At 67.4% G+C, this 25476-nt stretch carries 27 protein-coding genes; 18 read left to right on the plus strand and 9 right to left on the minus strand.

What is annotated here, in order from left to right:
* Nucleotides 1-29: 29 nt before the first annotated feature.
* Both dnaN and dnaA read right to left on the minus strand, forming a co-directional pair.
* On the minus strand, nucleotides 30-1175 hold the full coding sequence (dnaN, locus tag F1C12_RS14570) for a DNA polymerase III subunit beta (protein ID WP_185275645.1): 1146 nt from the start codon (nucleotides 1173-1175) through the stop codon (nucleotides 30-32).
* Nucleotides 1176-1613: 438 nt separating this feature from the next.
* Entirely contained in the window at nucleotides 1614-3038 is a 1425-nt protein-coding gene (gene dnaA, locus F1C12_RS14575; RefSeq protein ID WP_185275646.1) for a chromosomal replication initiator protein DnaA, read from the minus strand.
* A gap of 442 nt (nucleotides 3039-3480) precedes the next feature.
* On the opposite strand from dnaA, the gene rpmH reads away from it, so the two are divergent.
* From rpmH to F1C12_RS14615, 8 genes are all read left to right on the plus strand, one after another.
* Nucleotides 3481-3618 (plus strand): 50S ribosomal protein L34, encoded by a 138-nt coding sequence (gene rpmH, locus F1C12_RS14580; RefSeq protein WP_055922080.1) that lies wholly within the window; start codon nucleotides 3481-3483, stop codon nucleotides 3616-3618.
* Between the two features lie 42 nt (nucleotides 3619-3660).
* On the plus strand, nucleotides 3661-4077 hold the full coding sequence (rnpA, locus tag F1C12_RS14585) for a ribonuclease P protein component (RefSeq protein WP_185275647.1): 417 nt from the start codon (nucleotides 3661-3663) through the stop codon (nucleotides 4075-4077).
* Nucleotides 4074-4385, plus strand: coding sequence for a membrane protein insertion efficiency factor YidD (yidD, locus tag F1C12_RS14590; protein ID WP_179604152.1), 312 nt, complete (start codon nucleotides 4074-4076; stop codon nucleotides 4383-4385). Before rnpA ends, yidD begins: the two co-directional genes overlap by 4 nt.
* A gap of 9 nt (nucleotides 4386-4394) precedes the next feature.
* The gene (gene yidC, locus F1C12_RS14595; RefSeq protein ID WP_185275648.1) at nucleotides 4395-5363 is read left to right on the plus strand and encodes a membrane protein insertase YidC; all 969 of its coding nucleotides are present in this window, start codon (nucleotides 4395-4397) and stop codon (nucleotides 5361-5363) included.
* Between the two features lie 4 nt (nucleotides 5364-5367).
* Nucleotides 5368-5931: a Jag family protein gene (locus F1C12_RS14600; RefSeq protein ID WP_185275649.1), complete on the plus strand. Its 564-nt coding sequence runs from the start codon at nucleotides 5368-5370 to the stop codon at nucleotides 5929-5931.
* Nucleotides 5932-5945: 14 nt separating this feature from the next.
* Nucleotides 5946-6575, plus strand: a complete 630-nt coding sequence (gene rsmG / locus F1C12_RS14605) for a 16S rRNA (guanine(527)-N(7))-methyltransferase RsmG (protein ID WP_185275650.1) — start codon at nucleotides 5946-5948, stop codon at nucleotides 6573-6575.
* Between the two features lie 142 nt (nucleotides 6576-6717).
* On the plus strand, nucleotides 6718-7635 hold the full coding sequence (locus tag F1C12_RS14610; RefSeq protein ID WP_308457986.1) for a ParA family protein: 918 nt from the start codon (nucleotides 6718-6720) through the stop codon (nucleotides 7633-7635).
* Entirely contained in the window at nucleotides 7635-8588 is a 954-nt protein-coding gene (locus F1C12_RS14615; RefSeq protein ID WP_185275651.1) for a ParB/RepB/Spo0J family partition protein, read from the plus strand. Before F1C12_RS14610 ends, F1C12_RS14615 begins: the two co-directional genes overlap by 1 nt.
* 67 nt (nucleotides 8589-8655) lie before the next feature.
* Here the strand turns inward: F1C12_RS14615 and F1C12_RS14620 are convergent, their stop codons facing one another.
* From F1C12_RS14620 to F1C12_RS14645, 6 genes are all read right to left on the minus strand, one after another.
* Complete coding sequence (locus tag F1C12_RS14620) at nucleotides 8656-9618, minus strand: D-alanine--D-alanine ligase family protein (RefSeq protein WP_185275652.1); 963 nt, start codon at nucleotides 9616-9618, stop codon at nucleotides 8656-8658.
* A 67-nt stretch (nucleotides 9619-9685) separates the two neighbouring features.
* Nucleotides 9686-11008, minus strand: a complete 1323-nt coding sequence (locus F1C12_RS14625) for an aminotransferase-like domain-containing protein (RefSeq protein WP_185275653.1) — start codon at nucleotides 11006-11008, stop codon at nucleotides 9686-9688.
* Nucleotides 11009-11158: 150 nt separating this feature from the next.
* Nucleotides 11159-11485 carry a thioredoxin gene (gene trxA / locus F1C12_RS14630; protein WP_179604159.1) on the minus strand — a complete coding sequence of 109 codons (327 nt, stop codon included), beginning with the start codon at nucleotides 11483-11485 and terminating at the stop codon, nucleotides 11159-11161.
* A gap of 15 nt (nucleotides 11486-11500) precedes the next feature.
* A complete protein-coding gene (trxB, locus tag F1C12_RS14635; protein ID WP_185275654.1) occupies nucleotides 11501-12487 on the minus strand; it encodes a thioredoxin-disulfide reductase in 987 nt (328 codons plus the stop codon).
* Between the two features lie 82 nt (nucleotides 12488-12569).
* On the minus strand, nucleotides 12570-14177 hold the full coding sequence (gene murJ / locus F1C12_RS14640; RefSeq protein ID WP_185275655.1) for a murein biosynthesis integral membrane protein MurJ: 1608 nt from the start codon (nucleotides 14175-14177) through the stop codon (nucleotides 12570-12572).
* Nucleotides 14170-16485, minus strand: a complete 2316-nt coding sequence (locus F1C12_RS14645; protein WP_185275656.1) for a DUF6049 family protein — start codon at nucleotides 16483-16485, stop codon at nucleotides 14170-14172. Before F1C12_RS14645 ends, murJ begins: the two co-directional genes overlap by 8 nt.
* A 132-nt stretch (nucleotides 16486-16617) precedes the next feature.
* Between F1C12_RS14645 and F1C12_RS14650 the strand changes: the two genes are divergently transcribed.
* From F1C12_RS14650 to dnaB, 6 genes are all read left to right on the plus strand, one after another.
* Nucleotides 16618-18042 (plus strand): CCA tRNA nucleotidyltransferase, encoded by a 1425-nt coding sequence (locus F1C12_RS14650; RefSeq protein WP_185275657.1) that lies wholly within the window; start codon nucleotides 16618-16620, stop codon nucleotides 18040-18042.
* A gap of 284 nt (nucleotides 18043-18326) precedes the next feature.
* The gene (gene rpsF, locus F1C12_RS14655; protein ID WP_185275658.1) at nucleotides 18327-18719 is read left to right on the plus strand and encodes a 30S ribosomal protein S6; all 393 of its coding nucleotides are present in this window, start codon (nucleotides 18327-18329) and stop codon (nucleotides 18717-18719) included.
* A gap of 4 nt (nucleotides 18720-18723) precedes the next feature.
* Complete coding sequence (locus F1C12_RS14660; RefSeq protein ID WP_179604164.1) at nucleotides 18724-19227, plus strand: single-stranded DNA-binding protein; 504 nt, start codon at nucleotides 18724-18726, stop codon at nucleotides 19225-19227.
* Nucleotides 19228-19292: 65 nt separating this feature from the next.
* A complete protein-coding gene (rpsR, locus tag F1C12_RS14665; protein ID WP_018189012.1) occupies nucleotides 19293-19556 on the plus strand; it encodes a 30S ribosomal protein S18 in 264 nt (87 codons plus the stop codon).
* 14 nt (nucleotides 19557-19570) lie between these two features.
* Nucleotides 19571-20023 carry a 50S ribosomal protein L9 gene (rplI, locus tag F1C12_RS14670; protein ID WP_185275659.1) on the plus strand — a complete coding sequence of 151 codons (453 nt, stop codon included), beginning with the start codon at nucleotides 19571-19573 and terminating at the stop codon, nucleotides 20021-20023.
* Nucleotides 20024-20586: 563 nt separating this feature from the next.
* Nucleotides 20587-21960 carry a replicative DNA helicase gene (gene dnaB, locus F1C12_RS14675; protein WP_185275660.1) on the plus strand — a complete coding sequence of 458 codons (1374 nt, stop codon included), beginning with the start codon at nucleotides 20587-20589 and terminating at the stop codon, nucleotides 21958-21960.
* Nucleotides 21961-22030: 70 nt separating this feature from the next.
* Here dnaB and F1C12_RS14680 read toward each other — a convergent pair whose 3' ends face one another.
* Complete coding sequence (locus F1C12_RS14680; protein ID WP_185275661.1) at nucleotides 22031-22408, minus strand: hypothetical protein; 378 nt, start codon at nucleotides 22406-22408, stop codon at nucleotides 22031-22033.
* 204 nt (nucleotides 22409-22612) lie between these two features.
* On the opposite strand from F1C12_RS14680, the gene F1C12_RS14685 reads away from it, so the two are divergent.
* From F1C12_RS14685 to F1C12_RS14700, 4 genes are all read left to right on the plus strand, one after another.
* The gene (locus F1C12_RS14685; RefSeq protein WP_185275662.1) at nucleotides 22613-23293 is read left to right on the plus strand and encodes a hypothetical protein; all 681 of its coding nucleotides are present in this window, start codon (nucleotides 22613-22615) and stop codon (nucleotides 23291-23293) included.
* Nucleotides 23294-23365: 72 nt separating this feature from the next.
* Nucleotides 23366-23827: an NUDIX domain-containing protein gene (locus tag F1C12_RS14690; RefSeq protein ID WP_185275663.1), complete on the plus strand. Its 462-nt coding sequence runs from the start codon at nucleotides 23366-23368 to the stop codon at nucleotides 23825-23827.
* Nucleotides 23828-23876: 49 nt separating this feature from the next.
* The gene (locus F1C12_RS14695; RefSeq protein WP_185275664.1) at nucleotides 23877-24575 is read left to right on the plus strand and encodes a TetR/AcrR family transcriptional regulator; all 699 of its coding nucleotides are present in this window, start codon (nucleotides 23877-23879) and stop codon (nucleotides 24573-24575) included.
* Nucleotides 24572-25471 carry an alpha/beta fold hydrolase gene (locus F1C12_RS14700; RefSeq protein ID WP_185275665.1) on the plus strand — a complete coding sequence of 300 codons (900 nt, stop codon included), beginning with the start codon at nucleotides 24572-24574 and terminating at the stop codon, nucleotides 25469-25471. Before F1C12_RS14695 ends, F1C12_RS14700 begins: the two co-directional genes overlap by 4 nt.
* Nucleotides 25472-25476: the final 5 nt, after the last annotated feature.

The raw sequence follows: 25476 nt of genomic DNA on the forward strand, positions 1-25476 counted from the left end.
CTTCTTCTCTCGTGGAGCGGGACCGGGTCCTAGCGCAGCAGCAGGTTGGGCTGCAGCAGGTACTTGTAGGAGTCCGAACCGGACTGATCCTTCGAGGTCTGACTCGTGATGAGCACCGGACCCGGCTTGTTGGGGTTCTCGGTCTTGGTGAAGGAGATGCGCACGAATTCCGAGTGCACGGCACCGAGACCATCGAGCAGGAACTGCGGCTTCAATGAAACCACCGTCTCCTGGCCAGTGAGGAGAGCGTCGATGCTCTCGGATGCTTGCGCCTGCTCCGAGCCGATCGCTTCCAGCGTCAGCCCGTCGGCGGTGAAGGTGTAGCGGAGCGCGGCCTCGCGCTCCAGGACGAGCGACACGCGGCGGGTCGCCTCGATGAGCTCGGCGGTGTTCATCACCGCGTAGTTGTCGACCTGCTCGGGGAAGAGCCGGCGGACCGGCGGGAAGTTGCCCTTGATCAGCAGCGACGTCACGGTCTTCTTGTCGGCCGTGAACGCGATGAGCTCGCGGTCGTCGCGGTTGGTGATCGAGATGGACACGGTGCCGGAGTGCCCGAACGTCTTGCCGATCTCGGTCAGCGTGCGCGCCGGGACCAGCGCGGTCTGGGCCTCCCCGGACGTGGTGCCGTTGTCCCAGTCGATCTCACGGACCGCGACGCGGTAGCGGTCGGTCGCGACCAGGCCGAGTGTGTTGTTGCCGACTTCGAGCTGCACGCCGGTGATCACCGGGGTGACATCGTCGCGGGAGGCGGCGACGCCGACCTGGGCGACGGCCTCAGCGAATTCCTCGGCCGGCACGAGTCCGGCCTCCCCGCCGACCTGCGGGATGCTCGGGTATTCCTCGACCGGCATGGAGAGCAGCGTGAAGTTCGCCGATCCTGCCCGGACGACGATCTTGGACTCTTCGGTGGAGAACCGCACGGGCGCGTTGGGGAGCTTCGCCGCGATCTCGGCCAGGAGGCGCCCGGAGACGAGCACGCGACCCGGCTCCTCGATCTCGGCGGCGATCTCCGTCTGCGCGGAGACCTCGTAGTCGAACGACGACAGCTGCAGTCCCGTATCGGTCGTCTCGATGAGCACGCCGCTCAGGATGGGGAGGGTGGTCCGCTGCGGAAGAAGCTTCACGGCGAAGGAGACGGCCTCACTGAAGACATCCCGGTTGGCTTGGAACTTCACGAAGTCTCCCTGGGTCGGCGCTCGGATACGGAACGACACCGATCCTAGCGCTTGGCCTTCGGCGCAGAAGTTGTCATTCGAGCAAGCGCTTGAGGTTGTCGGCCGGCCTTAACTGAGAAGGATTAATCATTAATGGTGTTAACCGCTGTGGAAACTGTGGATAACTCGGTGGATACCTTGCAATCAGCGGGAACTACACCGTCGTGACTTGTTGATGACCGGTGGATTCCCGCTGTTGACAAGGATGTCGAGCGCGAGCCCGATCGATGCCTTTTCACAGCCCCGATCCGTTCGTCCCCATTAATCGAGCGACTTTCCGGAACTTCTCCACAAGTTATCCCCAGGTGTTAATAACGAACTCTCCCCACTCTGGGGATCAATCTGTGGATAACTTTCTCGAGCGCCGCGGCGTGGCGTGCTGTCGAGGGCGACCGCCGGCTACTTGCCGTAGCGGTGGTTCTGCTTGATCCGGCTGGTGAGCTCCGTCACCTGGTTGTAGATCGACCGCCGCTCCTTCATGAGCTCGCTGATCTTCTTGTTCGCGTACATCACGGTGGTGTGGTCGCGGCCGCCGAACAGCTGGCCGATCTTCGGCAGCGACAGGTTCGTCAGCTCGCGGCAGAGGTACATCGCGATCTGGCGCGCGGTCGCGACCGCCTGCGACCGGCTCGACCCGTAGAGGTCGTCGACGCTGAGCTTGAAGTACTCCGCGGTGTTGGTGATGATGTCCGTCGGCGCGATCACGTTGTCGTCGTCGAGCGTGATCAGGTCCTTCAGCACCGTCTGCACCAGCGGCATGTCGACCGGGGTGCGGTTGAGGCTTGCGAACGCGGTGACGCGGATGAGCGTCCCCTCCAGCTCGCGGATGTTGCTCGACACCTTCGACGCCATGAACTCGAGGATGTCGTCCGGGACGAGGATCTTCTCGCTCTGCGCCTTCTTGCGGAGGATCGCGATGCGGGTCTCCAGGTCGGGGACCTGGACGTCGGTGATCAGACCCCACTCGAACCGCGACCGCATCCGGTCCTCGAATCCGGTCAGGTGCTTCGGCGGCAGGTCGCTGGTGATGACCACCTGCTTGTTGTGGTCGTGGAGGGTGTTGAAGGTGTGGAAGAACGCCTCCTGCGTCTCGACCGCCCGCTGGAGGAACTGGATGTCGTCGATGAGCAGGATGTCGATATTGCGGTAACGCGCCTGGAACGACGAGCCCCTGTTGTTGGCGATCGAGTTGATGAAGTCGTTCGTGAACTCCTCGCTCGACACGTATCGGACGCGGATGCCCGGGTAGAGGCTCATCGCGTAGTGGCCGATGGCGTGCAGGAGGTGGGTCTTGCCGAGGCCCGAGTCGCCGTAGATGAAGAGCGGGTTGTACGCCTTGGCCGGGGCCTCCGCGACGGCGACCGCGGCCGCGTGCGCGAAGCGGTTGGACTGGCCGATGACGAAGTTATCGAAGCTGTACTTGGAGTTGAGGCGGGTGTCGCCGTTGCGCGGCGGCGCGGTGATCTCGGTCGGCGGCGCCACCATCGGCGCCACGGCCTCCAGGTACGGGGCCGGCTCGGGCTCGGCGGGGCCGGCCATCGACTCCTGCTGGATCTCCGGGTTCACCACGATCGCGAAGGTGTTGACCTCCAGCGCCTGGTCGAGGTTGCCGATCGCGTTCAGGAGGGGGACGCGGCTGCGCTGCTCGATCATCCCGCGCGTGAACTCGTTGGGCACCTCCAGGTAGAAGGTCCCGGCCATGATGCCCTTGGGCTCGACCAGGCTGAGGAAGCCGTGCAGCTGCGGGGTGATGCGGTCGTCCGTCTCGAGATTGTCGAGCACGCTCTGCCATGCCGCAGAAATGGACTGTTCGCCGCCTGCCATCGTTCCCCGTCTTCGAATTTCGTGGATGCCGTCGGCCCGGCGCGAGAAGAGTCGTCCCCCGTAGACTCGCGCTGGGCTGGCGGCAAGGATGCCGCCGTGGGGTATTCACAGAGTTATCCACCGCTGTGTGTGCAATACCGTAGCGATCTCCGGCCGTTTTTGGGATGGCCTGGGGATAACTTCGGAGTTCACGCTAACTTGTCCACAGGTGGGGATCAAATTCGGTTCCCGGAATACTCCGGCGCGTCCTTCGCGCGCTTCCTGCTAATCCCGTGCATAATCAAGGGTTTCGGGACGATCGGTTTGACCTCGGTCGGTCTCAGGACGTAGTTTTAATAAGTTGACTTCAGCCGTTTCGGCTGCCCAGAAACTTTCCTGGCCTCCCCGTGCTGGCCGAAATCCTTTCAGCACCGGCCTGTGAAGAGACCACACGGAGATAGATATGAGCAAGAGAACGTTCCAGCCGAACAACCGCAAGCGCGCGAAGACCCACGGCTTCCGCCTCCGCATGCGCACGCGTGCCGGCCGCGCCATCCTGTCGGCGCGCCGCGCCAAGGGCCGCGAGAAGCTCTCGGCCTGACCCCTCCGGGTCAGAGCCCCCTTCCGGCTTAAGGCGCGACGCGTGCTCGCGAAGAACAATCGCATCACGCGGGGCGCGGAGTACCGGGCGACCGTGCGACGAGGTGCTCGCTTCAACGGAGCGAACACGATCGCGTACGTCCGGTTCAACCGCGACTCCGACGTGGTGCGATTCGGTTTCATCGTGAGCAAGGCGGTCGGGAACGCGGTCGTCCGCAATCGTGTGCGTCGCCGGCTCAAGGCCGCCGCGTACGACCTCCTCCCCCGCCTGTCGCCGGCGGCCGTCGACGGCGCCGGAATCGACGTCGTCATCCGGGCATTGCCAGCGTCCGCCCAAGTGACGTGGGCTAATCTGCACGGTGAGGTCTCGCGGGCCACCGACCGTTTCCTCAGCCGTCACACCACCAGTCCGCGCGACAGCCGTCCGCGGGACACCAGCGAAGGCAACGTCCGTCCATGAACACCGCGATCGCAGCTGTGCTCCTCGCTCCGAGGAACGCTGCCGTGCTGGTGCTCCGGGCGTACCGCGCGGTGATCTCACCGCTCTACGGCGACGTCTGCCGGTACTACCCCTCGTGCTCCGCCTATGCGCTGCAGGCGATTCAGGAGCATGGGGTGATCGTCGGAAGCGCGCTCGGCATTCGCCGGATCGCCCGCTGCCACCCGTGGGCAGCCGGAGGGGTCGATGACGTCCCCCTCAAGAAGAAGCGCCGCTACCGGGTCACTCCGTTCGGATTCGTCGTCGCCACCAGCCAGGGAAAGGCCTAGCACCCAGACATGGACATCATCGGTACCGTCCTCTGGCCCATCAAATGGGTCGTGGAACTCATCCTCGTCGCCTGGCACTGGGTGTTCAGCAACATCGGAATGGACCCGGCGGCGGGTATCACCTGGGTGCTGTCCATCGTCGGCCTGACCGTCGTCGTCCGCGCGGCCCTCATCCCGATCTTCGTCCGGCAGATCAAGAACCAGCGACGGATGCTGGAGATCGCGCCGCAGTTGAAGAAGATCCAGGACAAGTACAAGGGCAAGAAGGACCAGTTCTCCCGCGAGGCGATGTCGCGCGAGACGATGGAGCTCTACAAGAAGACGGGCACCAACCCGCTGAGCTCCTGCCTCCCGCTGCTGCTGCAGATGCCGGTGTTCTTCGCGCTGTTCCAGGTGCTGAACGGCGCCCAGAGCGGCAAGGCCGGCGTCGGCCCGCTGAACGCTACGCTCGCCCAGCAGTTCGGCAACGCGACGCTCTTCGGCGTCGCCCCGCTGCACCAGAGCTTCCAGGGCGCGCTGAACGCCCACCCCCAGCAGGTCGCCGTCATGGTGATCGCCGCGACGATGGTCGTGCTGATGACCGGCTCGCAGTTCCTCACCCAGCTGCAGATCGTCTCGAAGAACATGTCGCCGGAGACCAAGGCGAGCCCGCAGTTCAAGCAGCAGCGCATCCTGCTGTACCTGCTCCCCTTCGTCTTCCTGTTCTCGGGCTTCGCCTTCCCGCTCGGCGTCATGTTCTACTGGCTCACCTCGAACCTGTGGACGATGGGTCAGCAGTTCTTGGTGATCCGCAACATGCCGACGCCCGGCTCCGACGCCGCGAAGGCGCGCGAGGCCCGCCTGGCGCGCAAGGGCAAGCTGGTCCAGGACGGCGCAGTCGTTCTCCAGGTGGATGAAGTGCCGGCGAAGCCGGTGACCACGCAGCGCGTGCAGCCGGTGAACAAGAACCGCGCGAAGAAGCAGGCCGGAAAGAAGTAGGGATATGACCGACGTGCAGACCGAGTTCACGCCTTCCGAGGAGGAAGCCGTCCACTCCCCCACCATCGACACCGAGGCAGAGACTGCCGGCGACGCCCAGTCCGAGCCGCCGGCTGACCTCGACCGCGAGGGCGACATCGCCGCGGACTACATCGAGGAGCTGCTCGACATCGCCGACATCGACGGCGACATCGACATCGACACCCGCAACGGCCGTGCTTACATCTCGGTGAACGCCGACGAGGGCACCAACCTGCGCCTGCTCTCGAAGCCGGACACGGTTGCCGCGCTCCAGGAGCTGACCCGTCTCGCGGTCCAGAACCAGACCGGTGGCTTCTCGCGCCTCATCCTCGACATCGCCGGCTCGCGCGACGCGCGCCAGGCGGAGCTCGCGACCCTGGTCGACCGTGCCATTGCGCGCCTGGAAGAGGGATCGGCTGAAGCCTCCCTCCCGGCGATGTCCTCGTACGAGCGCAAGCTCGTCCACGACATCGTGTCCGAGCGCGGCTATGTGTCGAACTCGCGTGGCGAGGGCCGTGACCGTCACACGGTCATCACTGCGGCGTAGTTTCACGTGAAACGGTGACTGATTCCGTCGAGACCGAACCCGCGGTCGCCGCAGAGCTCTTTGGTGAGCAGCTGGATGTCGCGCGCGCGTTCACAGCCAACCTCGTTGCGCAGGGTGAGGAGCGCGGGCTCATCGGGCCGCTCGAACTCCCCCGCATTTGGTCGCGGCACATCCTGAATTGCGCCATCGTCGCTCCCCTGCTGAGGCCTGGTCGGGTTGGCGACGTCGGGAGCGGCGCCGGTCTTCCCGGTCTGGTTCTCGCCATCGGCCGTCCTGACGTCGACTTCGTGCTCATCGAGCCGATGGAACGGCGGGTCGCCTGGCTGAACGAGCAAGTAGACGAGCTCGGCCTCAGCAATGTGACCGTCGTGCGCGATCGCGCCGAAGACGTGCGGCTTGGCGAGCCGCTGGACCAGGTCACCGCGCGTGCGGTGAGCGCGTTCCGGAAGCTGATTCCGTTGACCGCTCCCCTCCTCCGCGACGGCGGCGAATTGGTGCTTATGAAGGGCGCCGGCGCGGCAGCCGAAGTCGACGCGGCGACCAAGGATCTGCGGAAGTTCCGTGTCCACGACGTCGAGGTGCTCACTCTCGGTGAAGGCGTTCTCGGGGACGTGACACGCGTCATTCGTGCACAGGTGCGCTGAGGATAACTGGGTTCTCCACAGTCTCAGCGATGCTGAGGAGTGTCGTCGGACATGCAAGCTAGAGTTGACGAGTGGTTCGCACCGCGTTCCAATTTCTCCACCGCGGCGAGGCCGTATACCGAACCAAGCGACGAGGTTTCACGTGAAACGACCCGACCAGGACACTCCCGTTGAGGTGGGTGAAGCCACCTTCGATGCGTCGACACCACTCGCCCGGGAGATTCAGGATCTGGCCAGGAGGAGACAAGCCATCGCTTCTACGACGCTGCCTTTGCCGTCACAAACTCGGATCTTCACGATCTCCAATCAGAAGGGCGGCGTCGGAAAGACGACCACGGTCGTCAATCTCGCTGCAGCGCTCGCGAAGTCGGGTGCTCGAGTGCTTGCCATCGACCTCGATCCGCAAGGAAACGCATCCACAGCGCTGAGCGTCGAGCATCGGGAGGGCACTCCGAGCGTTTACGACGTCATCGTCAACGACAAAGAGCTCGAGGAAGTCATCCAGAAGAGCCCCGAGTTCGACGGACTCTTCGTGGTTCCCGCCACTATCGACCTGGCCGGCGCTGAAATCGAGCTCGTCTCCATGGTCGCCCGCGAGCAGCGGCTGTCCCGTGCGCTCGGACGGTTCCTGGACGAGTACGACATCGACTATGTCCTCATCGACTGCCCGCCGTCGCTCGGCTTGCTCACCATCAACGCCTTCGTCGCTGCGACTGAGGTGCTCATCCCGATTCAGTGCGAGTACTACGCGCTCGAAGGACTGAGCCAGCTTCTGAAGAACATCCAGCTCATCGAGCGGCACCTCAATCCCAAGTTGCGGGTGTCCACGATTCTGCTGACCATGTACGACTCCCGGACCAACCTGGCCCATCAGGTCGCCGAGGATGTACGCCAACACTTCCCCGCCGAGGTGCTCGAAACGATCATTCCGCGATCCGTGCGGATTTCGGAGGCACCCAGCTACGGGCAGAGCGTCATCAGCTATGACGCGAACTCGTCCGGCTCGCTCTCGTACCTCGAGGCGGCCGCTGAAATCGCACGAAGAGGAGTACCCCGCTAATGGCAGCGAAGCGCACTGGTTTGGGACGAGGCATCGGCGCACTCATCCCGACGAGCGATCAGTCGGCGCGTCCGGTGGACGTCTTCTTCCCGGAGACGTCGGCGGTCGCGGTTGAGGAGCTTGTCGCGGTTCCTGGGGCCCGGCTCGCGAACCTCTCCCCTGCTGACATCGTCCCTAATGCGGTCCAGCCGCGCGTGGAATTCGACCGGGAGGCTCTGGATGAGCTGGTGGCGAGCATCCGCGAGGTCGGAGTGCTCCAGCCGGTGGTGGTCCGGCCGGTCGCTGGGCAGGTGGACAAGTACGAGCTGATCATGGGCGAGCGCCGGCTGCGCGCGACGAAGGAGCTCGGGCTCGACAGCATTCCGGCGGTCATCAAGGACACCGCGGACGAGGACATGCTGCGGGATGCGCTCCTCGAGAACCTGCACCGCTCCCAACTCAATCCGCTCGAAGAGGCGTCGGCCTATCAGCAGCTCCTCGCGGACTTCGGGATCACGCAGGAGCAGCTGGCGATGCGGATCGGCCGGTCGCGCCCGCAGATCACCAACACGATCCGTCTCCTGAAGCTGCCGGCGCCGGTGCAGTCGCGCGTTGCAGCCGGCGTTCTCAGCGCTGGACACGCTCGGGCGATCCTGTCGGTGGGCGAGGACGAAGAGGCGATGGTCCGCCTGGCGGACAAGATCGTCAACGAGGACTTGTCGGTGCGTGCTGCGGAGGCGGCGGCGAGCCGTTCGCCGAAGCCGGTACGGACGAAGGCCTCCCCCGGTAAGCATCGCGGTCACCTCGATGAGGTCGCTGAGCGCCTGGGTGACCGCCTGAACACGCGTGTGAAGATCACACTGGGCGCACGAAAAGGCCAGATCGTGGTCGATTTCGCGACGATCCAGGACCTGAACCGGATCCTGGACGAAATCGGCCAGCCGACCTACAGCTCCCCCGTCCGTTTCACGTGAAACCCCACCCAAAGTAAGAACGGGGGAGGCTGATCCAGCCTCCCCCCGTTTCACGTGAAACCCCCGCCTACTCCCCCGCGTCCGCGATCGCCGCGGCTGCGAGAGTCGCGTAAACATCCCCCAGGTCCCAACCGGAGGCTGCGATCGCCTGCGGCATGATCGAAGTCTCGGTGAGTCCGGGCAGCACATTCGCCTCCAGGAACCACGGGACGCCGGCCGCATCCACGATCAGATCGACCCGCGACAAGTGTCGGAGGCCGAGCGCAGCGTGAGCCGCGGTGGCAGCGACCGACACGGCTTCTGTTGTCGCCTCATCCAGTCGCGCAGGCACGTAGAAGCGCGTCTCCCCCGCGTTATACCGCGCGTCGAAGCTGTAGGTGCCCTCGATGGGCTCGATTTCGACCGGCGGAAGCGCGATCGGACCATCGCCCGTGTCGAGCACGGCTACGGAGACCTCCACACCGGCGACCTTCTGCTCGACCAGGGCGACGTCGGCGTAGGTGTAGGCGTCCACCATCGCGCGCGGCAGCTCTTCGGAGGCGGTGACAATGGTCACTCCCTGCGCGGAGCCGCCGTGGGCGGGCTTCACCACAAGCGGGACATCGAAGGCGGACAGCACGGTGGCCAGCACGCTGTTGGCGCCGAGCTCGCGGAAGGTCTCCTTCGGGAGGGTGACCGATGCGGGCGTGGCGACGCCCGCGCGCGAAACAACGGTCTTGGCGGTCGGCTTGGACCAGGCGAGCCGGGCGGCGTCAGTGGTCGAGCCCACGAAGGGGACGCCGGCGAGCTCGAGCAGCGCGCGGAGTGCGCCATCCTCGCCGCTCGATCCGTGGAGGGCAGGCCAGACGACGTCCGGGCGGCTCTCGGTGAGGAATCCGAGCAGCGCACCGTCCGGTTCACGCACGGTGACGCGGTGTCCGAGGGACTGGAGGCCGTCCGCGACCCGCCGTCCGCTGCGCAGCGAGATGTCGCGCTCGTGCGAGATTCCGCCGGCGAGAACGACGATGTCGAGTGCTTCTTTTTCTGCCATGATCTGCTCTTTCTTCAGCGGTGGATCGACTGGCGGTGCCTAGTGGGATGGTGCGCGACGCGGGGCGTCAGCGCAGATCCGTCGGCGGGTTCGGGCTGGTGCGGCTGGCTCGCGATGCGGTCAGTGGTCCGGTGCCGGCGAAGGTGTCCAGGAGGTCCTGCTCGCCGTTGATCACGTTGGCGAGCCGGCGAACTCCGACCTTGATGTTCTCCGGCGTCGGATAGCAGAACGACAGCCGGATGTTCTGCGCGCCCGACCCGTCACCGTAGAACGCTGTGCCCGGGGTGTAGGCGACGAGCTCGGTCACAGCGCGCGGGAGCATGGCCTTGGAGTCGAGGTGCGGCGGCAAGGTGAGCCAAACGTAGAACCCGCCGTTCGGGTTGGTCCAGGACAGCTCGGGCAGGTGCTCCTCGAGCGCGGAGATCATCGCCTCCTTGCGCTCGCGGTACACGCCGCGGAACGTGTCGATCTGCCCGCGCCAGTCGGCGTCGCGCAGATACTCGGAGATGACGAGCTGGCTGAACGAGCTCGGACTCAGTACCGCGGCTTCGTTGGCGAGGATGAGCTTCTCGCGGATGGCGTGCGGCGCGAGCGCCCAGCCCACCCGGAATCCGGGCGCCAGGGTCTTCGAGAAGGTGCCGAGGTACACGACACCCTCGCGCTCGACCGAGCGCATGGCCGCAGGAGGCTTCTCACCGAAGTAGAGCAGCCCGTACGGGTTGTCCTCGAGCACCAGGATGTCGTTCTGGCGGCAGATCTCGAGGATCTCCAGCCGCCGCTCCCACGAGAGGGTCACGCCGGCCGGATTGTGGAACGTCGGCACGGTGTACAGGAACTTCACCCGCCGGCCCGCTGCCTTCAGGCGTGCGATGTGCTCGCGGAGCGCCTCCGGGATGAGCCCGTGCTCATCCATCGGGATGTGGTCGACCTCCGCCTGATAGGACCGGAAGATCACCATCGCCGTCACGTAGCTCGGCCCCTCGGCGAGCACGACGTCGCCCGGGTCGATGAACAGCTTGCTGAACAGCTCGAGGGCGTGCTGGGAGCCGGTCGTCACGATGACGTCGTCCGCGCTGCCACTGATCCCCTCCAGCGCCATGACGTCCAGGATCTGCTCGCGCAGCGCGGGGACTCCCTGGCCGGAGCCGTATTGGAGGGCGACCGGGCCCTGCTCACGCATCACCCGGTCCATCGCCCCCACCACCAGGTCGTCGGGGAGTGCCGCGACGTACGGCATGCCGCCGGCCAGCGAGACCACCTCGGGGCGGCTGGCGACGGCGAACAGGGCTCGGACCTCACTGGCGGCCAGGCCGCTGGTGCGCTGTGCGTAGTGGTGATACCACGGGTCCAGATTGTTGCCCTGCTGGCGAGGGCTGCCCTGTTCTGTCACGAATCGTCCGTTTCTCGTGTCGTTCATTCATGCTAGGGGCGGCACGCATCCGTCTGGAAATCGAGCCGACTCCCGGATACACGAAAGACCCGCCCGGCGGGTGAGCGCCGGACGGGTCTGACAGTGTGTGGAAGCTGCCTGGCTGTCGCGCTACGCGAGGTAGGCGGCCAGGTCGGCCTCGAGGGCGGGCTTCGGCTTGGCGCCGATGACGGTCTTGACGACCTCGCCACCCTGGTAGACCTTCATCGCGGGGATGGAAGTGATCTGGTACTTCGCCGCGGTCTGCGGGTTCTCGTCCACGTTGAGCTTGACGATCTCGATCTTGTCCGCGTGCTCGGCGGCGATCTGGTCGAGGATCGGGCCGACGGCGCGACACGGACCGCACCACTCGGCCCAGAAGTCGACGAGGACGGTCTTCCCGCTGCTGAGGACGTCCTGCTCGAAGGTGGCGTCCGTGACGGAACGTGCTGCTGACATAGTTGCTGATTCTCCTTATGCGGTGGTCGTGAGTTCGAGATCGCCGGACGCGCCCTCCGCCGCGCGGTCCAGCAGGTCCTTCGGGAGGGTCGTGAGGTAGTGCTCGGCGTCGAGCGCGGCGACCGTACCCGACGCCGCGGCGGTGACCGCCTGGCGGTAGGTGGGGTCGATCACGTCGCCCGCGGCGAACACGCCCGCGACCTTCGTCTTGGAGCTCCGGCCGGCGACCGCGATGGTCCCCTCCGGAGTCAGGTCGAGCTGGCCGTGGACCAGGTGGACCCGCGGGTCGTTGCCGATCGCGATGAACAGGCCCTGAAGCTCCAGCTCGCTCTGCTCGCCGGTCTCCAGGTTGCGCAGCGTCACCGCGCGCACCTGCTCGTCGCCGCTGATGCCGACGACCTCCGAGTTCCAGACGAACTCGATCTTCTCGTTGGCGAACGCGCGCTCCTGCATGATCTTGGAGGCGCGCAGCGAGTCGCGGCGGTGGATCACGTAGACCTTGTCCGCGAAGCGGGTCAGGAACGTGGCCTCCTCCATCGCGGAGTCGCCGCCGCCGACGACGGCGATCGTGCGCTCACGGAAGAAGAACCCGTCGCAGGTGGCGCACCAGGACACGCCGTGACCGGACAGGCGCTCCTCGTCCTCCAGCCCGAGCTTGCGGTACGCGGAGCCCGTGGCGAAGATGACCGCGAGAGCCTCGTGGACGGCGCCCGAACCGAGCGTGACCGTCTTGACGTCGCCGGAGAGGTCGACGGAGACGACGTCGTCGAGGACGATGTCGGTGCCGAACCTCTCGGCCTGCGCCTGCATCTTGAACATGAGGTCGGGGCCCATGACACCGTCGGGGAAGCCCGGGAAGTTCTCGACCTCCGTGGTGTTCATCAGCTCGCCGCCCGCCTCGACAGAAGAGGCGATCAGCAGCGGCTTGAGGTTGGCGCGGGCGGCGTAGATGGCCGCCGTGTAACCGGCAGGGCCGGAACCGATGATGATGATCTGCCGCACGGAGGAACTCCTTGATGGTCTGCGGTGCTCCGTCCGGAGACACCGCCCTGTAGAACACATCCTAGGCGGATGCTATTCCGTGTCACCTGCGAGCGGAGGAACGGGCCGCGGCGCGGTCCAGAACGGGGGCCAGACCGGCCTCCAGATCGTTCGAACGCAGGATGGCGAGGAAGCCGAGATAGACGACGAGCATGACCACGCCGACGACCGCTGTGGACACGATCGCGGCGATGGGGTGGCTCACGGGGAAGGCTCCCGGCGAGACCCCGCCGAGGATGACGAGGAAGCCCGCGCCCGCGATCATCGCGGCGACGCCGGCGACGAGGAACCGCCAGAGCGAGCCGAAGATCCGCGTTCCGTCCACTCCCCCGGTCCGGCGACGCAGCAGCCAGAACGCGAGCACCGCCTGCAGGAGGCTCGCCAGCGAGACCACGAGCGCGACGGAGGCCGCACGCACCGACGGCGGCACGGCGAAGCAGATCAGCACGCCGACCACGATCACGACGACCTGCGCGAGCGTGAAGAAGAACGGAGTGCGTGTGTCGCCGAGCGAGTAGAACGCGCGCTGGGCCATGAACACCAGCGAGAACGGCACCAGCCCGATCAGGTAGGCGACCAGCACGAGCCCCATCGCCTGGTAGTCGCCGGTGAACACCCGGGCGATCGGGTACGCCGTGACGATGAGCGCCGCCGACGCGAACACGATGAACAGCATGATCGAGCGCGCGGCCGACGAGAAGTCCTGACGGAACGAGTGCACAGCACCCTGATGCGCGTGCTCGGCCATCCGCGTGTAGAAGGCCGTGACGATCGAGACCGCGATGATGCCGTGCGGCAGCATGAAGATGAGCCAGGCGTTCTGCATGACGAACGAACCGGCGAACTCGGGTCCGGCGGAGTTGGAGACGTTGACCTCGATCAGGCCGGCGAGCTGCGTGGCGATGAGCATCGCGAACGTCCAGCCCGCCGCCTTGCCCGCGGTCCCCAGGTTGACGCCGCGCCAGCCGAAGTCGAACCGGAACCGCAGCCCCACCCGGCGCCAGAAGACGAACAGGACGAGCGCCTGCACCGCGATCCCCAGGGTCGCGCCTCCGGCCAGCAACGTGATCATCCAGAACGACCACTCGGTGCCGTGCCCACCGCGCGACGCCGTGCCGAACGCCAGGATGAACGCGACGAGCAGGACGATGGCGACGATGTTGTTGACGACCGGCGCCCAGGTGAACGGGCCGAAGGACTTGCGCGCGTTCAGGACCTCCCCGAGCAGGGTGTAAAGGCCGAGGAAGAAGATCTGCGGCAGCGACCAGTACGCGAACGCGGTCGCCAGTTCACGCTGCTCCGGCGGGACGCCGAACAGCGCGATCAGTGCCGGAGCGAGGAAGGTCGCGACCAGGGCGATCGACGCGAAGATGACCATCCCGAGCGTCACCAGCTTGTTGATGTACGCCCGGCCGCCGTCCGGATTGACCGAGGCGCGCACGATCTGCGGGACGAGCACCGCGTTCAGGATGCCCTGGGCGATGATCGCGTACAGGCTGTTCGGGATGGTCGTCGCCGTGGCGTACGCGTTCGCCGCGAACGACACGGCACCGATCGCCTGCACCAACAGCCAGGCCTTGGCGAAGCCGAGGAGGCGGGAGACGAGGGTTCCGGAGGCGAGCATCGCGCTCGCGCGGCCGACGCTAGCCATCGGTGCCTCCCCGGGTCGAGCGGGTGTCGGTCTCCTCGGAGGCGGCGGGCGAGGGTTCGGGCGACGCTTCTGGCGCTGCCTCGGGCGCGTCCTCGGCGTCTGCGGCCTCCTCCGCTGCGGCCTCCTCCGCTGCGGCCTCCTCCGCTGCGGCCCCGTCCGGGCCCTTCCGCCTGCGCAGGATGTTACGCACGATCCCGAACCCGAACAGCAGCACCAGCAGTCCGCCGAAGATCAGCGCGCCGATGCCCTCCCAGTCCGCGTGCACGTCGACGGTCACCGAGCTGGGGTCGCCGATCGGCACCCCCGTCGGGCTGTAGAGCTGCAGCGACAGGATGACCTGGCCGTTGCCGACCTTCGCCTTCACCGGGACGAGCATCGTCGCCCGCGAGTCCTGCGGGATGGTCTTCGTCGTCGGCGCGTCGATCTCCAGTCGGCTGTTCGACGGCGACGCGCTCAGCACGACCGTGACGGCCTCCGTGCTCAGCTCGTTGCTGACCGTGAACGGAATCGACCCCTGCGCGCTCACCAGGTTCACGTTCTCGGTGGGCAGGATGTGCACGGAGTGGAGGGTTTTGACCGTCGCCTGCCTGCTCGCCGTGACGGCGGCCGTCCAGTCGGTGCGCGGATTCTGCCAGGAGACCGCCAGGAGCGTCAGCAGCTGCGCCCTGGTCTGCCCGGTGAGGGTCGTCGGGTCGGCGAGGATGGTCGCGAACTCGTCGACGGACTTCTCATCCTGGAGCAGCAGGTGGATGCTGTCGATCCGGGTCTGCGACTCCTGCGAGTCGGTGAGCGTCAGCTCGGACGACGGCGCGGAGGCGAGCACGGCGGGGAACGTCGACGGCGACGCGAACTGGCTGGTGAAAAGGGCGTCCAGTGTGCGCTGCAACTGTGTCCCGCTGGACGGCCAGGAGCGGTCGAGCGCGAGAAGCAGGTGGCGCGGAGTGGTGCCCTCCGCGCTGACGAGCTGGAGCTGCGCGTTCAGCTTCGACATAGCGGTGTTCCAGGCGAGGTCGCTCGGCGCGGACACGGCCTGGCGGATCGCCTCGGACAGCCGCTGGTCCGTGGATGCGAGCGTCGACGATCCGCTGTGGAACGGCGCGTTCTGGGTCGAGTCGAGCTTGTCGGCGTTCGTGTTGCTTCCGGAGGCGATGACCGTCCCGAGCCCCGCGGCCGCGAGGGGGGCCAGGTCGGCGGAGCGGAGGGTGTCGTCGCCGGGCCACGCGACGCCGCGGATGCTGTAGTCCCAGGCGAGCAGCCGGTCGAGGGTCGGCAGAGCGGGGCCGGTTCCCGTACCGGGGGTGGGCGTGGGGCTCGGGGTCGCCGCGGGAGTGGCCGTCGGGGTCTGCGGCTCCCCGATCGCCGTCGGGGTCGGCGAGAAGTTCTTGGGGTCGAGCGCGTAGCCCAGCGCCGTCGGCTGGAGCGGCGCCGGGAGGCCGGCCTGGATCTGCCCAGCGACGTCCGCGTCACCGTAACCGAGTGAGAAGGTGTCGTTCGGGAGGGCGCTCAGCCGGTCCAGCCAGGCGGTGGCGCTGGCGGGCGCAGCGTTTCCGAGCGCCCGGATGGACGCGAGGATCATCGGGTCGATGCCGATGGCGACCGTGGCGTGGTTCTGGAGCCCGTCGAGGTCGCGCGTCAGCACGCCGTTCGGCGCGGTGAAGGTGGTCAGGTCCTGAGCGGAGATGAGGCCGTCGCCCGTCGACGGGCTCACGATGGGCATGACCACAGCGACATCGGAGCGCGTGGCGGCCTCCGGCGGACTCCAGACCACCGAGCCGCGGGCGTTCGCCGTCTGCTGGCCGGCGGCGACGGACGCGCCGATTCCATAGACGGCCGACGTCGTCCGGCCGCTGAACGGGACGGCCGCGGCAGGCACGGTCACACGCACGACCACGCTGGAGCCCGGCTCGAGGATCGGGACCGTCGCCTTCCCGAGGTCGACGCGGTCCGAGACGGCGCTCGTGGAGGTGAGCCAGGAGGCGAGATCGGCCCGCGATGTGCGGGCCTGGGGGTCGAGCCAGAGCGAGACCGAGCCCGCCGTGTATGCGGTGTCCGTCGGGTTGGTCACCGTGACCGACGTCACCAGCTCCTGGCCCGGCGCCAGGACCCCGCCGTTGTCGGCGGTCAGGGACGCGGAGATCGAGGCGCCCGCCGCCGTGCGGACGGAGGCCGTGGCGGCCGGCGCGGAGTCCGATGCCGCAGTCGCCGGGGACGCGGCCGGACCGGCCAGCAGGGCGACGACGGCGACTCCTGCGCCGATCAGGGCAGCAGGAAGTCGCGCACCCCGGAGGGTGAAGCCGGATACGCTCATGCGCCGACGCACGATTCCGGTTCCGCCTCCATGTCGACGATTCTAGAGGCCGGCCCCTGTGAGAGCCCGGCGAGCACGCGGCCTCCGGGCGAGGCGAGCGGCGCACCCGGCCTCCCATTAAACTGAGGCACCATGCAGTCCGTCGCCGAATCCCTCGACCGCCTCGGCGCCCTGGCGAAGACCCCGACGGTCGATCGGCTCGCCCGGGCGTTCGCCGCCGCCGGCCTCGAACTGTCGCTCGTGGGCGGCCCGGTGCGCGACGCCCTCCTGGGCCGCGCGGTGCACGATCTGGACTTCACGACCGACGCGCGCCCGGACGACATCCTCGCCGTGGTCCGGCCGATCGCGGACGCCGTGTGGGACATCGGCCGCGCTTTCGGGACGATCGGAGCCCGCTTCGGCGACGACACGGTCGAGATCACGACCTACCGCAGCGACAGCTACGACGGCGCGACACGCAAGCCGGAGGTGGAGTTCGGCGACACACTGGAGGGCGACCTGCTGCGGCGGGACTTCACGGTCAACGCCCTCGCCCTCCGCATCCCGGAAGTCCGGCTCGTGGACCCGTCCGGCGGAGTGGAGGACCTCCTGGCCCGGCGGATCACCACCCCGTCGAGCCCGGAGGTGTCGTTCGGCGACGACCCGCTGCGGATGATGCGCGCCGCGCGGTTCGCGGCCCAGCTCGGTTTCGAGGTCGACGCGGAGACCCGCGCGGCGATGGCCGACATGGCCGGGCGCATCGGTATCGTCAGCGCCGAGCGCGTGCGCGACGAGCTGACGAAACTGCTGCAGGCCGATGACCCGCGACCCGGCATCGAGCTCCTGGTAGACTCCGGCCTCGCCGACCACGTTCTGCCCGAGGTGCCCGCGCTGCGGCTGGAGGTCGACGAGCACCACCACCACAAGGACGTCTACCAGCACAGCCTCACCGTGCTGGACCAGGCGATCGGCTACGAGAAGGAACGCCATCCCGGGACTCCCCCGGATCTGGTGCTGCGGATCGCCGCGCTCCTCCACGACATCGGCAAGCCGGCGACGCGGCGGTTCGAGCCGGGCGGGGCGGTCAGCTTCTACCACCACGACGTCGTCGGGGGGAAGCTCGCCAAGAAGCGGCTGACGGCCTTGCGGTTCGACAAGGCGACAGTGGACGCGGTCGCGCGGCTGATCGAGCTGCACCTCCGCTTCTTCGGCTACTCCGACGCGCACTGGACCGACTCGGCCGTGCGCCGGTACGTGCGCGACGCCGGCGGCGAGCTGGAACGCCTCCACATGCTGACCCGAGCCGATGTGACCACGCGCAACCGGCGCAAGGCCGACCGGCTCGGCTTCGCCTATGACGACCTCGAGCAGCGCATCGGCGAGCTGCAGGCGCAGGAGGAGCTGGACGCCGTCCGGCCCGACCTCGACGGGGAGCAGGTGATGCGGCTGCTCGGGCTGAAGCCCGGGCGGGAGGTCGGCCAGGCGCTCTCCTATCTTCTGGAGCTGCGGCTGGACGAAGGGCCGCTCGGCGAGGAGGAGGCCACGCGGCGGCTGCTCGCGTGGTGGGAGGCGCGGTAGGCGTCGCTCTGTAGGCGTCGTCCTCCACAGGGTGGCTCTCGCCGCGGGTTGTCCACGGATCCGCGGATGCCGCCCCGGTCGCCCGCGTCGGTCGGGATGCTGGACGCATGAGCATCGCAGAGACCGTCGCAGACACCATCGTCCAGCACCCCGGCTGGCGTGGGGGCAGCGCATCCGCTACCCTTGATAAGTTGCCCGGGCGGAGTCCTGCCTGCGCAACCGATGTGAAACCCTCCTGCTGCAGAACGTCTGCAGCCGCTGAGACCAGAGGAGGTGGGTTAGTCATGCATCAGTACGAGTTGATGGTCATCCTCGATCCCGAGATCGATGAGCGCACCGTAGCTCCCAGCCTCGACAAGTTCCTCAACGTCGTTCGCAACGACGGCGGATCCGTCGACAGCATCGACATCTGGGGTCGTCGTCGCCTGGCGTACGAGATCAACAAGAAGTCCGAAGGCATCTACGCCGTCGTGCAGCTCACCGCGACCGGTGACACCACGAAGGAGCTCGACCGCCAGCTGAAGCTCAGCGAGGCCGTCATGCGCACCAAGGTGCTCCGTGCCGAAGAGGCCATCGCCCAGGTCGCGGCCGCTCAGAAGCGCGCCGACGAGAAGGCCGCCCGCAAGGCGTCCTCCTCCGACAAGGCCGCTGCCGCCTCCGAGAAGGCCGGCGCCTAGTCCCATGGCCGGCGAGACCGTCATCACCGTGGTGGGCAACCTCACGGCCGACCCCGAGCTGCGCTACACGCAGAACGGGCTGGCCGTCGCCAACTTCACCATCGCATCCACTCCCCGCACGTTCGACCGTCAGGCGAACGAGTGGAAGGACGGTGAGGCTCTCTTCCTCCGCGCGAGCGTCTGGCGCGAGTTCGCCGAGCACGTCGCAGGCTCGCTGACCAAGGGGTCCCGCGTCATCGCTCAGGGCCGCCTCAAGCAGCGCTCCTACGAGACGAAGGAGGGCGAGAAGCGCACCTCCATCGAGCTCGAGATCGACGAGATCGGGCCGTCGCTGCGGTACGCCACCGCTCAGGTGACCCGTACCCAGTCGTCGCGTGGTCCTGGCGGCTTCGGCGGCGGTGCTCCCGCTGTCGAGGAGCCTTGGGCCGCCTCCGCCCCCGCGGACCCGTCCGCGGGCGCCGACGTCTGGAACACTCCGGGCTCCTACAACGACGAGACCCCGTTCTAACGGGTCCGAACAACTGAGTTTGTCCGGCGGGCCCCTGGCTCGTCAGACGGAAAGCAAAGGAAATCATGGCTGGAAAGTCGAGCGGCGACCGCCGCAAGCCGATCCGCAAGGGCAAGGACGGGAAGAACGCCGCACCGGCGAAGTCCGTCCGCGTCGGCGTCATTGACTACAAGGACGTCGCCACCCTGCGGAAGTTCATCTCGGAGCGTGGAAAGATCCGCGCCCGCCGCATCACCGGTGTCTCCGTCCAGGAGCAGCGCCTGATCGCCCGTGCCGTCAAGAACGCGCGTGAGATGGCTCTCCTCCCCTACGCCGGCTCTGGCCGTTAAGGAGAAGAGACAGAATGTCGAAGGTTATTCTCACGCACGAGGTCACCGGCCTCGGTTCGGCCGGTGACGTCGTCGACGTCAAGAACGGCTACGCACGCAACTACCTCGTCCCGCAGGGCTTCGCCATCGTGTGGACCCGTGGTGGCGAGAAGCAGGTCGAGCAGATCAAGGCGGCCCGCGCCGCTCGCGAGCTGCACACGATCGAGCAGGCTCAGGACCTCAAGGCGAAGCTGGAGGCGACTCGCGTCAAGCTCGTCGTCAAGGCCGGCCGCGAGGGCCGTCTGTTCGGTTCCGTGAAGACGGGCGACGTCGCCGACGCGGTCAAGGCCGCGGGCATCGGCGAGCTCGACAAGCGCAAGATCGAGCTCCCCAACGCCATCAAGGTGACCGGTGACCACGAGGCCACCGTCCGCCTGCACGACGACCTCTCGGCCGTCATCTCCCTGCAGGTGGTCGCCGCCAAGTAGCGGACGGAAATCTCACAGTGTAGCGGCGGGCGAGTGCCCGCCGCTACACCTCGTTAAGGCAGTTTTCGGCCCTCCATCCACAGCCGCCATCCACAGTCCACAGACCGTGAAGGACGGCGTCGACCACAGGCTGGACAGAACTTTTTACACACAGCCTGGGGAAACTCAAATGCCTGGTCAGTGGCTGTTTCGGCGGCAAAGAATTTTGGTTTTCCACAGCGCATCCCACACCTTGTGCACAGACGCGTCGGCGTTTCGCCCAGATTTTCCCCATACTTATCCACAGGTGGAGTTGTGGGTGCGGCGAGCGGTTCGTAGGGTGGAGCGAACGTCGACGGAAGGCCGCCGAGAACCGGCTCGCAGAAGGCTGCGGGACGTTGTCGGTGGCCATCCGTAGTCTGCGAGCGGACGCGCCTCGGCGCGGTCTCCCCGGCACGGTCCGTGCGACCGGGCGGGGGCGGCCGCACTCGGCGTGCCCGCGCGCCGTCCTGTCGCGGGCGGCGCAGGCTTGAGTGGTGGCCGTATCGACTGGTGCGCGCCCGCAGGAGAAGTGAGGAGAGCACGTGTCGATCGCCCATATCGGTCTCGCCGACAGCCGCGAACCGGGCGAGGCCCGTTCTCCGGAGCGCACCCCTCCTCACGACCTCCTCGCCGAGCAGAGCGCCCTCGGCGGCATGCTGCTCAGCAAAGACGCCGTCGCGGATGTCGTCGAGGTCGTGCGCGGCACGGACTTCTACATCCCGAAGCACGAGATCATCTACGACGCGATCCTGTCGCTGTACTCGCACGGTGAGCCCACCGACGTCATCACCGTCACGGACGAGCTGACCAAGCTCGGCGAGCTCTCGCGGGCCGGCGGCGCCGAGTACCTCCACACCCTGACGAGCCTCGTCCCGACGGCCGCCAACGCCGGCTACTACGCCAACATCGTCACCGAGAAGGCGCTGCTGCGCCGCCTGGTGGAGGCCGGCACCCGCATCACGCAGATGGGCTACAAGGCGGAGGGCGAGGTGCTCGACCTCGTCAACAACGCCCAGGCCGAGATCTACTCCGTCACCGGCCACCAGGAGGTCGAGGACTACGTCCCGCTCACCGAGGCCGTGACCGTCGCCATCGACGAGATCGAGGCCGCGAAGCACAAGGACGGCTCGATGACCGGTGTCCCCACCGGTTTCGCCGAGCTCGACGAGCTGACCAACGGCCTCCACCCCGGCCAGATGGTGATCGTCGCCGCGCGACCGGCGCTCGGCAAGTCGACGCTGGCGCTCGACTTCGCGCGCGCTGCCGCCATCAAGCACGACATGCCGACCATCTTCTTCTCACTCGAGATGGGGCGCAGCGAGATCGCGATGCGTCTGCTTTCCGCCGAGGCGACCGTCCCGCTGCAGCACATGCGCAAGGGAACGGTCGACAACCGCGACTGGACGACCATCGCCTCCACCCGCGGCCGGATCAACGACGCCCCGCTCTACATCGACGACAGCCCGAACATGACCCTGGTCGAGATCCGCGCCAAATGCCGCCGCCTCAAGCAGCGCGTGGGCCTCAAGATGGTCATCATCGACTACCTCCAGCTGATGACGAGCGGCAAGCGCGTCGAGAGTCGCCAGCAGGAGGTCAGCGAGTTCTCGCGAGCGCTGAAGCTGCTCGCGAAGGAGCTCCAGGTCCCGGTGATCGCCCTCTCCCAGCTGAACCGTGGCCCGGAGCAGCGCGCCGACAAGCTCCCCGCCCTGAGCGACCTCCGCGAGTCCGGCTCGATCGAGCAGGACGCCGACGTCGTCATCCTCCTCCACCGCGAGTCCGCCTACGAGAAGGACAACCCCCGCGCGGGCGAGGCCGACCTGATCGTGGCAAAGCACCGCAACGGCCCCACCAAGACGGTGACGGTGGCCTTCCAGGGCATGTACTCGCGCTTCGCGGACATGGCGCCGATCTGAGTCGAGCTGTCGACCGCCGACAGAGATTGACTTCCCGCCACGCGGATTGTCCGAATCCTGACAGGCTGGATCAGAGGCCGAGGGTCGTGAACGGGTCCTCAGTGTCTTCAGCCGCAGCATCGGTGCCAAGCGGCACCCGAGCGAAAGCGTTGTCGCCGGCGCGAGCCCAATCGATGATGGCGCGGGTCTTCTCGGCTATTTCATTGCGCAATTCCGCCGGTGCACGTTCGACGTCGCGCCAGACGTTCAGCGCGCTGATCGGAGTGTGATGCTCTCGACCGTTCGCGTCGCGCCAGATGAGCGCTGGCAACGGTTCGACGCCCGCGATCGCGTCTCGGGGCACGGTCCGCGACAAGAACTGACCGATGACAACGGCACGGTCGGCGTAGAGGGTAACTCCAAGTTTCGGAGCGCGTATGACGCAGAACACCGCGAAGGTGATGAGCACGATCGCACCGATGGTCAGCGGTAGCCGGACGGTGCGGCGCTGAGATGACCATGAGAGGGCTGGTGCTGTCGGCGTGACTCACGGAACGTCACTCTAGTGGCGTTGCCTTCGTGGCCGCGGACAATCCATTTCGAGGGCCGACACGAGCCGTCGACTGCCACATAGATCGTCTTTCCGCCACGCACGACGTGTGAGGATTGCGCCGTGGCAGGGACGGGGACACAACGCCGACGAGTATCGGCGGCATCGGTGATCGACTATGGGGCAGCGATCGCGTTGGCGGTGCTCGGGCTTATCGGACGAGCGTTTGCCGCTCACGCCAGTGGGATCGGCTGGATCGATATCGGATCCGTGCTGTTGTTGATGGTCGGCGGCATCCTGCTGTTGGTCTTCCTCCTGTTCGAGCTCTACGCGTGGCTGGATCGAAAGCGCACGGCTCGACTCGCTGAGTCCTATCCCGGTGCGTTCATTGCGACGGTCCCGACGGACCCGGTCCTCGTTGCAGGTGCTGACGCGTTCGCGCTTCAGATAACCGGCGCGCGGACCAAGCTCGTCGCCAGCTCCTACATGGCACTTGTGGCAGACCGGCAGATGGTGCGCTTCATTCGCGGATGGCGACGGCCGCACCCGGTAGCAGAATTCCCTGCGTCCGTGATCGAGCGGGTTGAGATCGGTGCGGCGCAGTCAGGGGCGCGGATGATTCCGACCCTCGATCTGATTTGCCGCGAGGGGACCGTGCACGGACGAATCAGCGTGCACCTCATGCGTTTCGGCCGCGTTGTGCCACGCTTTCTCCGCGATGAGTCCTTGGACGCCGCTGTGCGGGAGTTCGGCGTGTCCACAGGTAGTGAGATTCGCCCATCGGTGACGGAAGGCACTGATTGACGTGCCGATCGGTAGCGTCGACGCTCACGCGGTACGCGGGCCGGCCGGCCTAGCGGAGGTCGTCTGATGCCGATGTCCGAGTACGTCCTGTCCATTCGCGCCCGGATCGGGAACGACCTGCTCCTGTTGCCGGGGGTCACCGCGGTGATCCGCGAGAGCGATCGTTTCCTCCTGGCCCGTCACGCCCACTCCGGGCTCTGGAGCCTGATCGGCGGCGGGATCGAGCCGGGCGAGACGCCTGAGGAGGCCGTCGCACGTGAGGTGTTCGAGGAGACCGGCGCTCGGGTGAGGGTGTCGGGCATCGTCGGCGCCTACGGCGGGGCACCACTGGAGGTCGTCTACCCGAACGGCGACCGCGTGGCGTACGTCGCGGTGGCCTACCACTGCCGGCTGCTCGGACGGGCCTCGCCGGACCTCGACGAACTCCTCGAACTCGGCTGGTTCGACCAGGAGGCGATCGCCGCCCTCCCGCGCCGGGAGTGGATCGACGCTGTCATCGCCGACGTCGCCCGGTCACTCAACGCCGGCCACTAGCGCCATCGAACGGTGGCGCTCCGCAGCAGAAACCGTTACGATACGGAACGTGTCGTATTCACCCGATGACCCCTCCCGCACCGCCGGCCGTCCCCGCGACGCCGCCCGCGAGGCGGAGCTGCTCGCCGTCGCCTACGCCGTGCTGCTCGAGCGCGGGTACGAGGGTGTGACCTTCGAGGAGGTCGCGCGGCGGGCGCGGGCCTCCAAGCCCACGCTGTACCGGCGGTGGAAGACGAAGCGCGAGCTCGTGGTGGCCGCGCTGAAGGCCGGGCCGGCCCGACGGGAGGAGTCCGGGCCCATCGACACCGGGAGCCTGCGCGGCGACCTCCTGGCGCTGGCCCAGCGGCTGCGCACGACGATGGAGTCGACGGACGGAGCCGCCGCCCTCGCGCTGTTGCAGTCGGGGTTCGAGGACCCGAGCCTCGGGGACGCGATCGAGGAGTCGATCGGACCCACGGGAGGCCGCCTCCCCCTCGACGTCATCCGCGCGGCCGTCGGTCGTGGCGAGCTGGCGGAAGACGCCGACCCGTTCGCCTACGAGGAGGTCACCGGCTCGGTGCTCCTGCTCCGCCGGCTCAACGGCCTCAGCACGAGCGACGAGTATCTGGAGCAACTGGTCGACACCGTCCTCCTCCCCGCGCTCCGGTCGACCGCCTCCGTGGCCGGACCGCGCGAGCCCGGGATCTTCTCCAACCGCGCCGAGTCGACCCGGCGCACCACCGACGACGAAAGGCCGCGTACGCCATGACCGACACGGACACCTTCACCATCGACGGCTTCTCGTACGAGCGGCTCCGCACCGACGGCGACGTGCACCTGAACGTCGCGGTCGGCGGCGACGGGCCGGCCGTCGTCCTGCTGCACGGCTTCCCGCAGACCCATTACATGTGGCGGGAGGTCGCAGTTCGGCTGTCGAGCACGCACACGGTCATCGCCCCCGACCTGCGCGGCTACGGAGCGAGCGACAAACCCGCAGAGGCGGGGCCGGACACCTACGCGAAACGGACCATGGGCGACGACGTGGTGCGCGTGGCCGCGGCGCTGGGCCACGACCGCTTCGGTCTGATCGGCCACGACCGCGGTGCGCTCGTCGGCGTGCGGGCGGCGCTCGATCATCCCGACGCCGTGCAGTACCTCGGGATCCTGGACGTGCTCCCGACCCTCGACACCTGGGAGGTGCTGCACGGCGTGGACGCGAAGGTCGCCTGGCACCTGTACCTGATGGCGCAGCCGGCCGGGCTGCCCGAACGGATGATCGCCGCCGTCGCCGAGGACTTCTTCGCCTCGTTCCTCGACGCGTGGGACACCGACGGGACCACCTTCGGCCCGGACGTCCGCCGCCACTACATCGACAGCTCTGTGCGCGCGGTCGACTCGATCGTCGCGGATTACCGCGCCAGCGCCGGCGTCGACCTGGCGATGGACCGCGCCGACCGCGCAGCAGGACGCACGCTCGCGATGCCGGTCGGCGTGATCTCGCAGGACTGGGGCTCGCAGCTCGGCTTCGACCCGACCGCCATCTGGGGAGCGTGGGCGTCCGATCTGACCTACGAGCCGATCGACGCCGGTCACTTCATGGCGGAGGAGAAGCCGGACGAGGTGACGCGATTCGTGCGCGGGCTGGCCGCGCGTTCCTCCCGCTAGACTCC

It is taken from the genome of Leifsonia shinshuensis, from assembly GCF_014217625.1.
Classification (GTDB): Bacteria; Actinomycetota; Actinomycetes; order Actinomycetales; family Microbacteriaceae; genus Leifsonia; species Leifsonia shinshuensis_A.

Bases quoted from the DNA above. Each gene is read 5' to 3' on its own strand.
- F1C12_RS14645 (WP_185275656.1), bottom strand. From the start codon at position 16,485: ATGAGCGTATCCGGCTTCACCCTCCGGGGTGCGCGACTTCCTGCTGCC.
- rpmH (WP_055922080.1), top strand. From the start codon at position 3,481: ATGAGCAAGAGAACGTTCCAGCCGAACAACCGCAAGCGCGCGAAGACC.
- F1C12_RS14615 (WP_185275651.1), top strand. From the start codon at position 7,635: ATGGCAGCGAAGCGCACTGGTTTGGGACGAGGCATCGGCGCACTCATC.
- yidC (WP_185275648.1), top strand. From the start codon at position 4,395: ATGGACATCATCGGTACCGTCCTCTGGCCCATCAAATGGGTCGTGGAA.
- rpsF (WP_185275658.1), top strand. From the start codon at position 18,327: ATGCATCAGTACGAGTTGATGGTCATCCTCGATCCCGAGATCGATGAG.
- F1C12_RS14650 (WP_185275657.1), top strand. From the start codon at position 16,618: ATGCAGTCCGTCGCCGAATCCCTCGACCGCCTCGGCGCCCTGGCGAAG.
- F1C12_RS14620 (WP_185275652.1), bottom strand. From the start codon at position 9,618: ATGGCAGAAAAAGAAGCACTCGACATCGTCGTTCTCGCCGGCGGAATC.
- F1C12_RS14700 (WP_185275665.1), top strand. From the start codon at position 24,572: ATGACCGACACGGACACCTTCACCATCGACGGCTTCTCGTACGAGCGG.
- yidD (WP_179604152.1), top strand. From the start codon at position 4,074: ATGAACACCGCGATCGCAGCTGTGCTCCTCGCTCCGAGGAACGCTGCC.
- trxA (WP_179604159.1), bottom strand. From the start codon at position 11,485: ATGTCAGCAGCACGTTCCGTCACGGACGCCACCTTCGAGCAGGACGTC.
- rpsR (WP_018189012.1), top strand. From the start codon at position 19,293: ATGGCTGGAAAGTCGAGCGGCGACCGCCGCAAGCCGATCCGCAAGGGC.
- F1C12_RS14690 (WP_185275663.1), top strand. From the start codon at position 23,366: ATGTCCGAGTACGTCCTGTCCATTCGCGCCCGGATCGGGAACGACCTG.
- F1C12_RS14600 (WP_185275649.1), top strand. From the start codon at position 5,368: ATGACCGACGTGCAGACCGAGTTCACGCCTTCCGAGGAGGAAGCCGTC.
- murJ (WP_185275655.1), bottom strand. From the start codon at position 14,177: ATGGCTAGCGTCGGCCGCGCGAGCGCGATGCTCGCCTCCGGAACCCTC.
- F1C12_RS14660 (WP_179604164.1), top strand. From the start codon at position 18,724: ATGGCCGGCGAGACCGTCATCACCGTGGTGGGCAACCTCACGGCCGAC.
- rplI (WP_185275659.1), top strand. From the start codon at position 19,571: ATGTCGAAGGTTATTCTCACGCACGAGGTCACCGGCCTCGGTTCGGCC.
- dnaA (WP_185275646.1), bottom strand. From the start codon at position 3,038: ATGGCAGGCGGCGAACAGTCCATTTCTGCGGCATGGCAGAGCGTGCTC.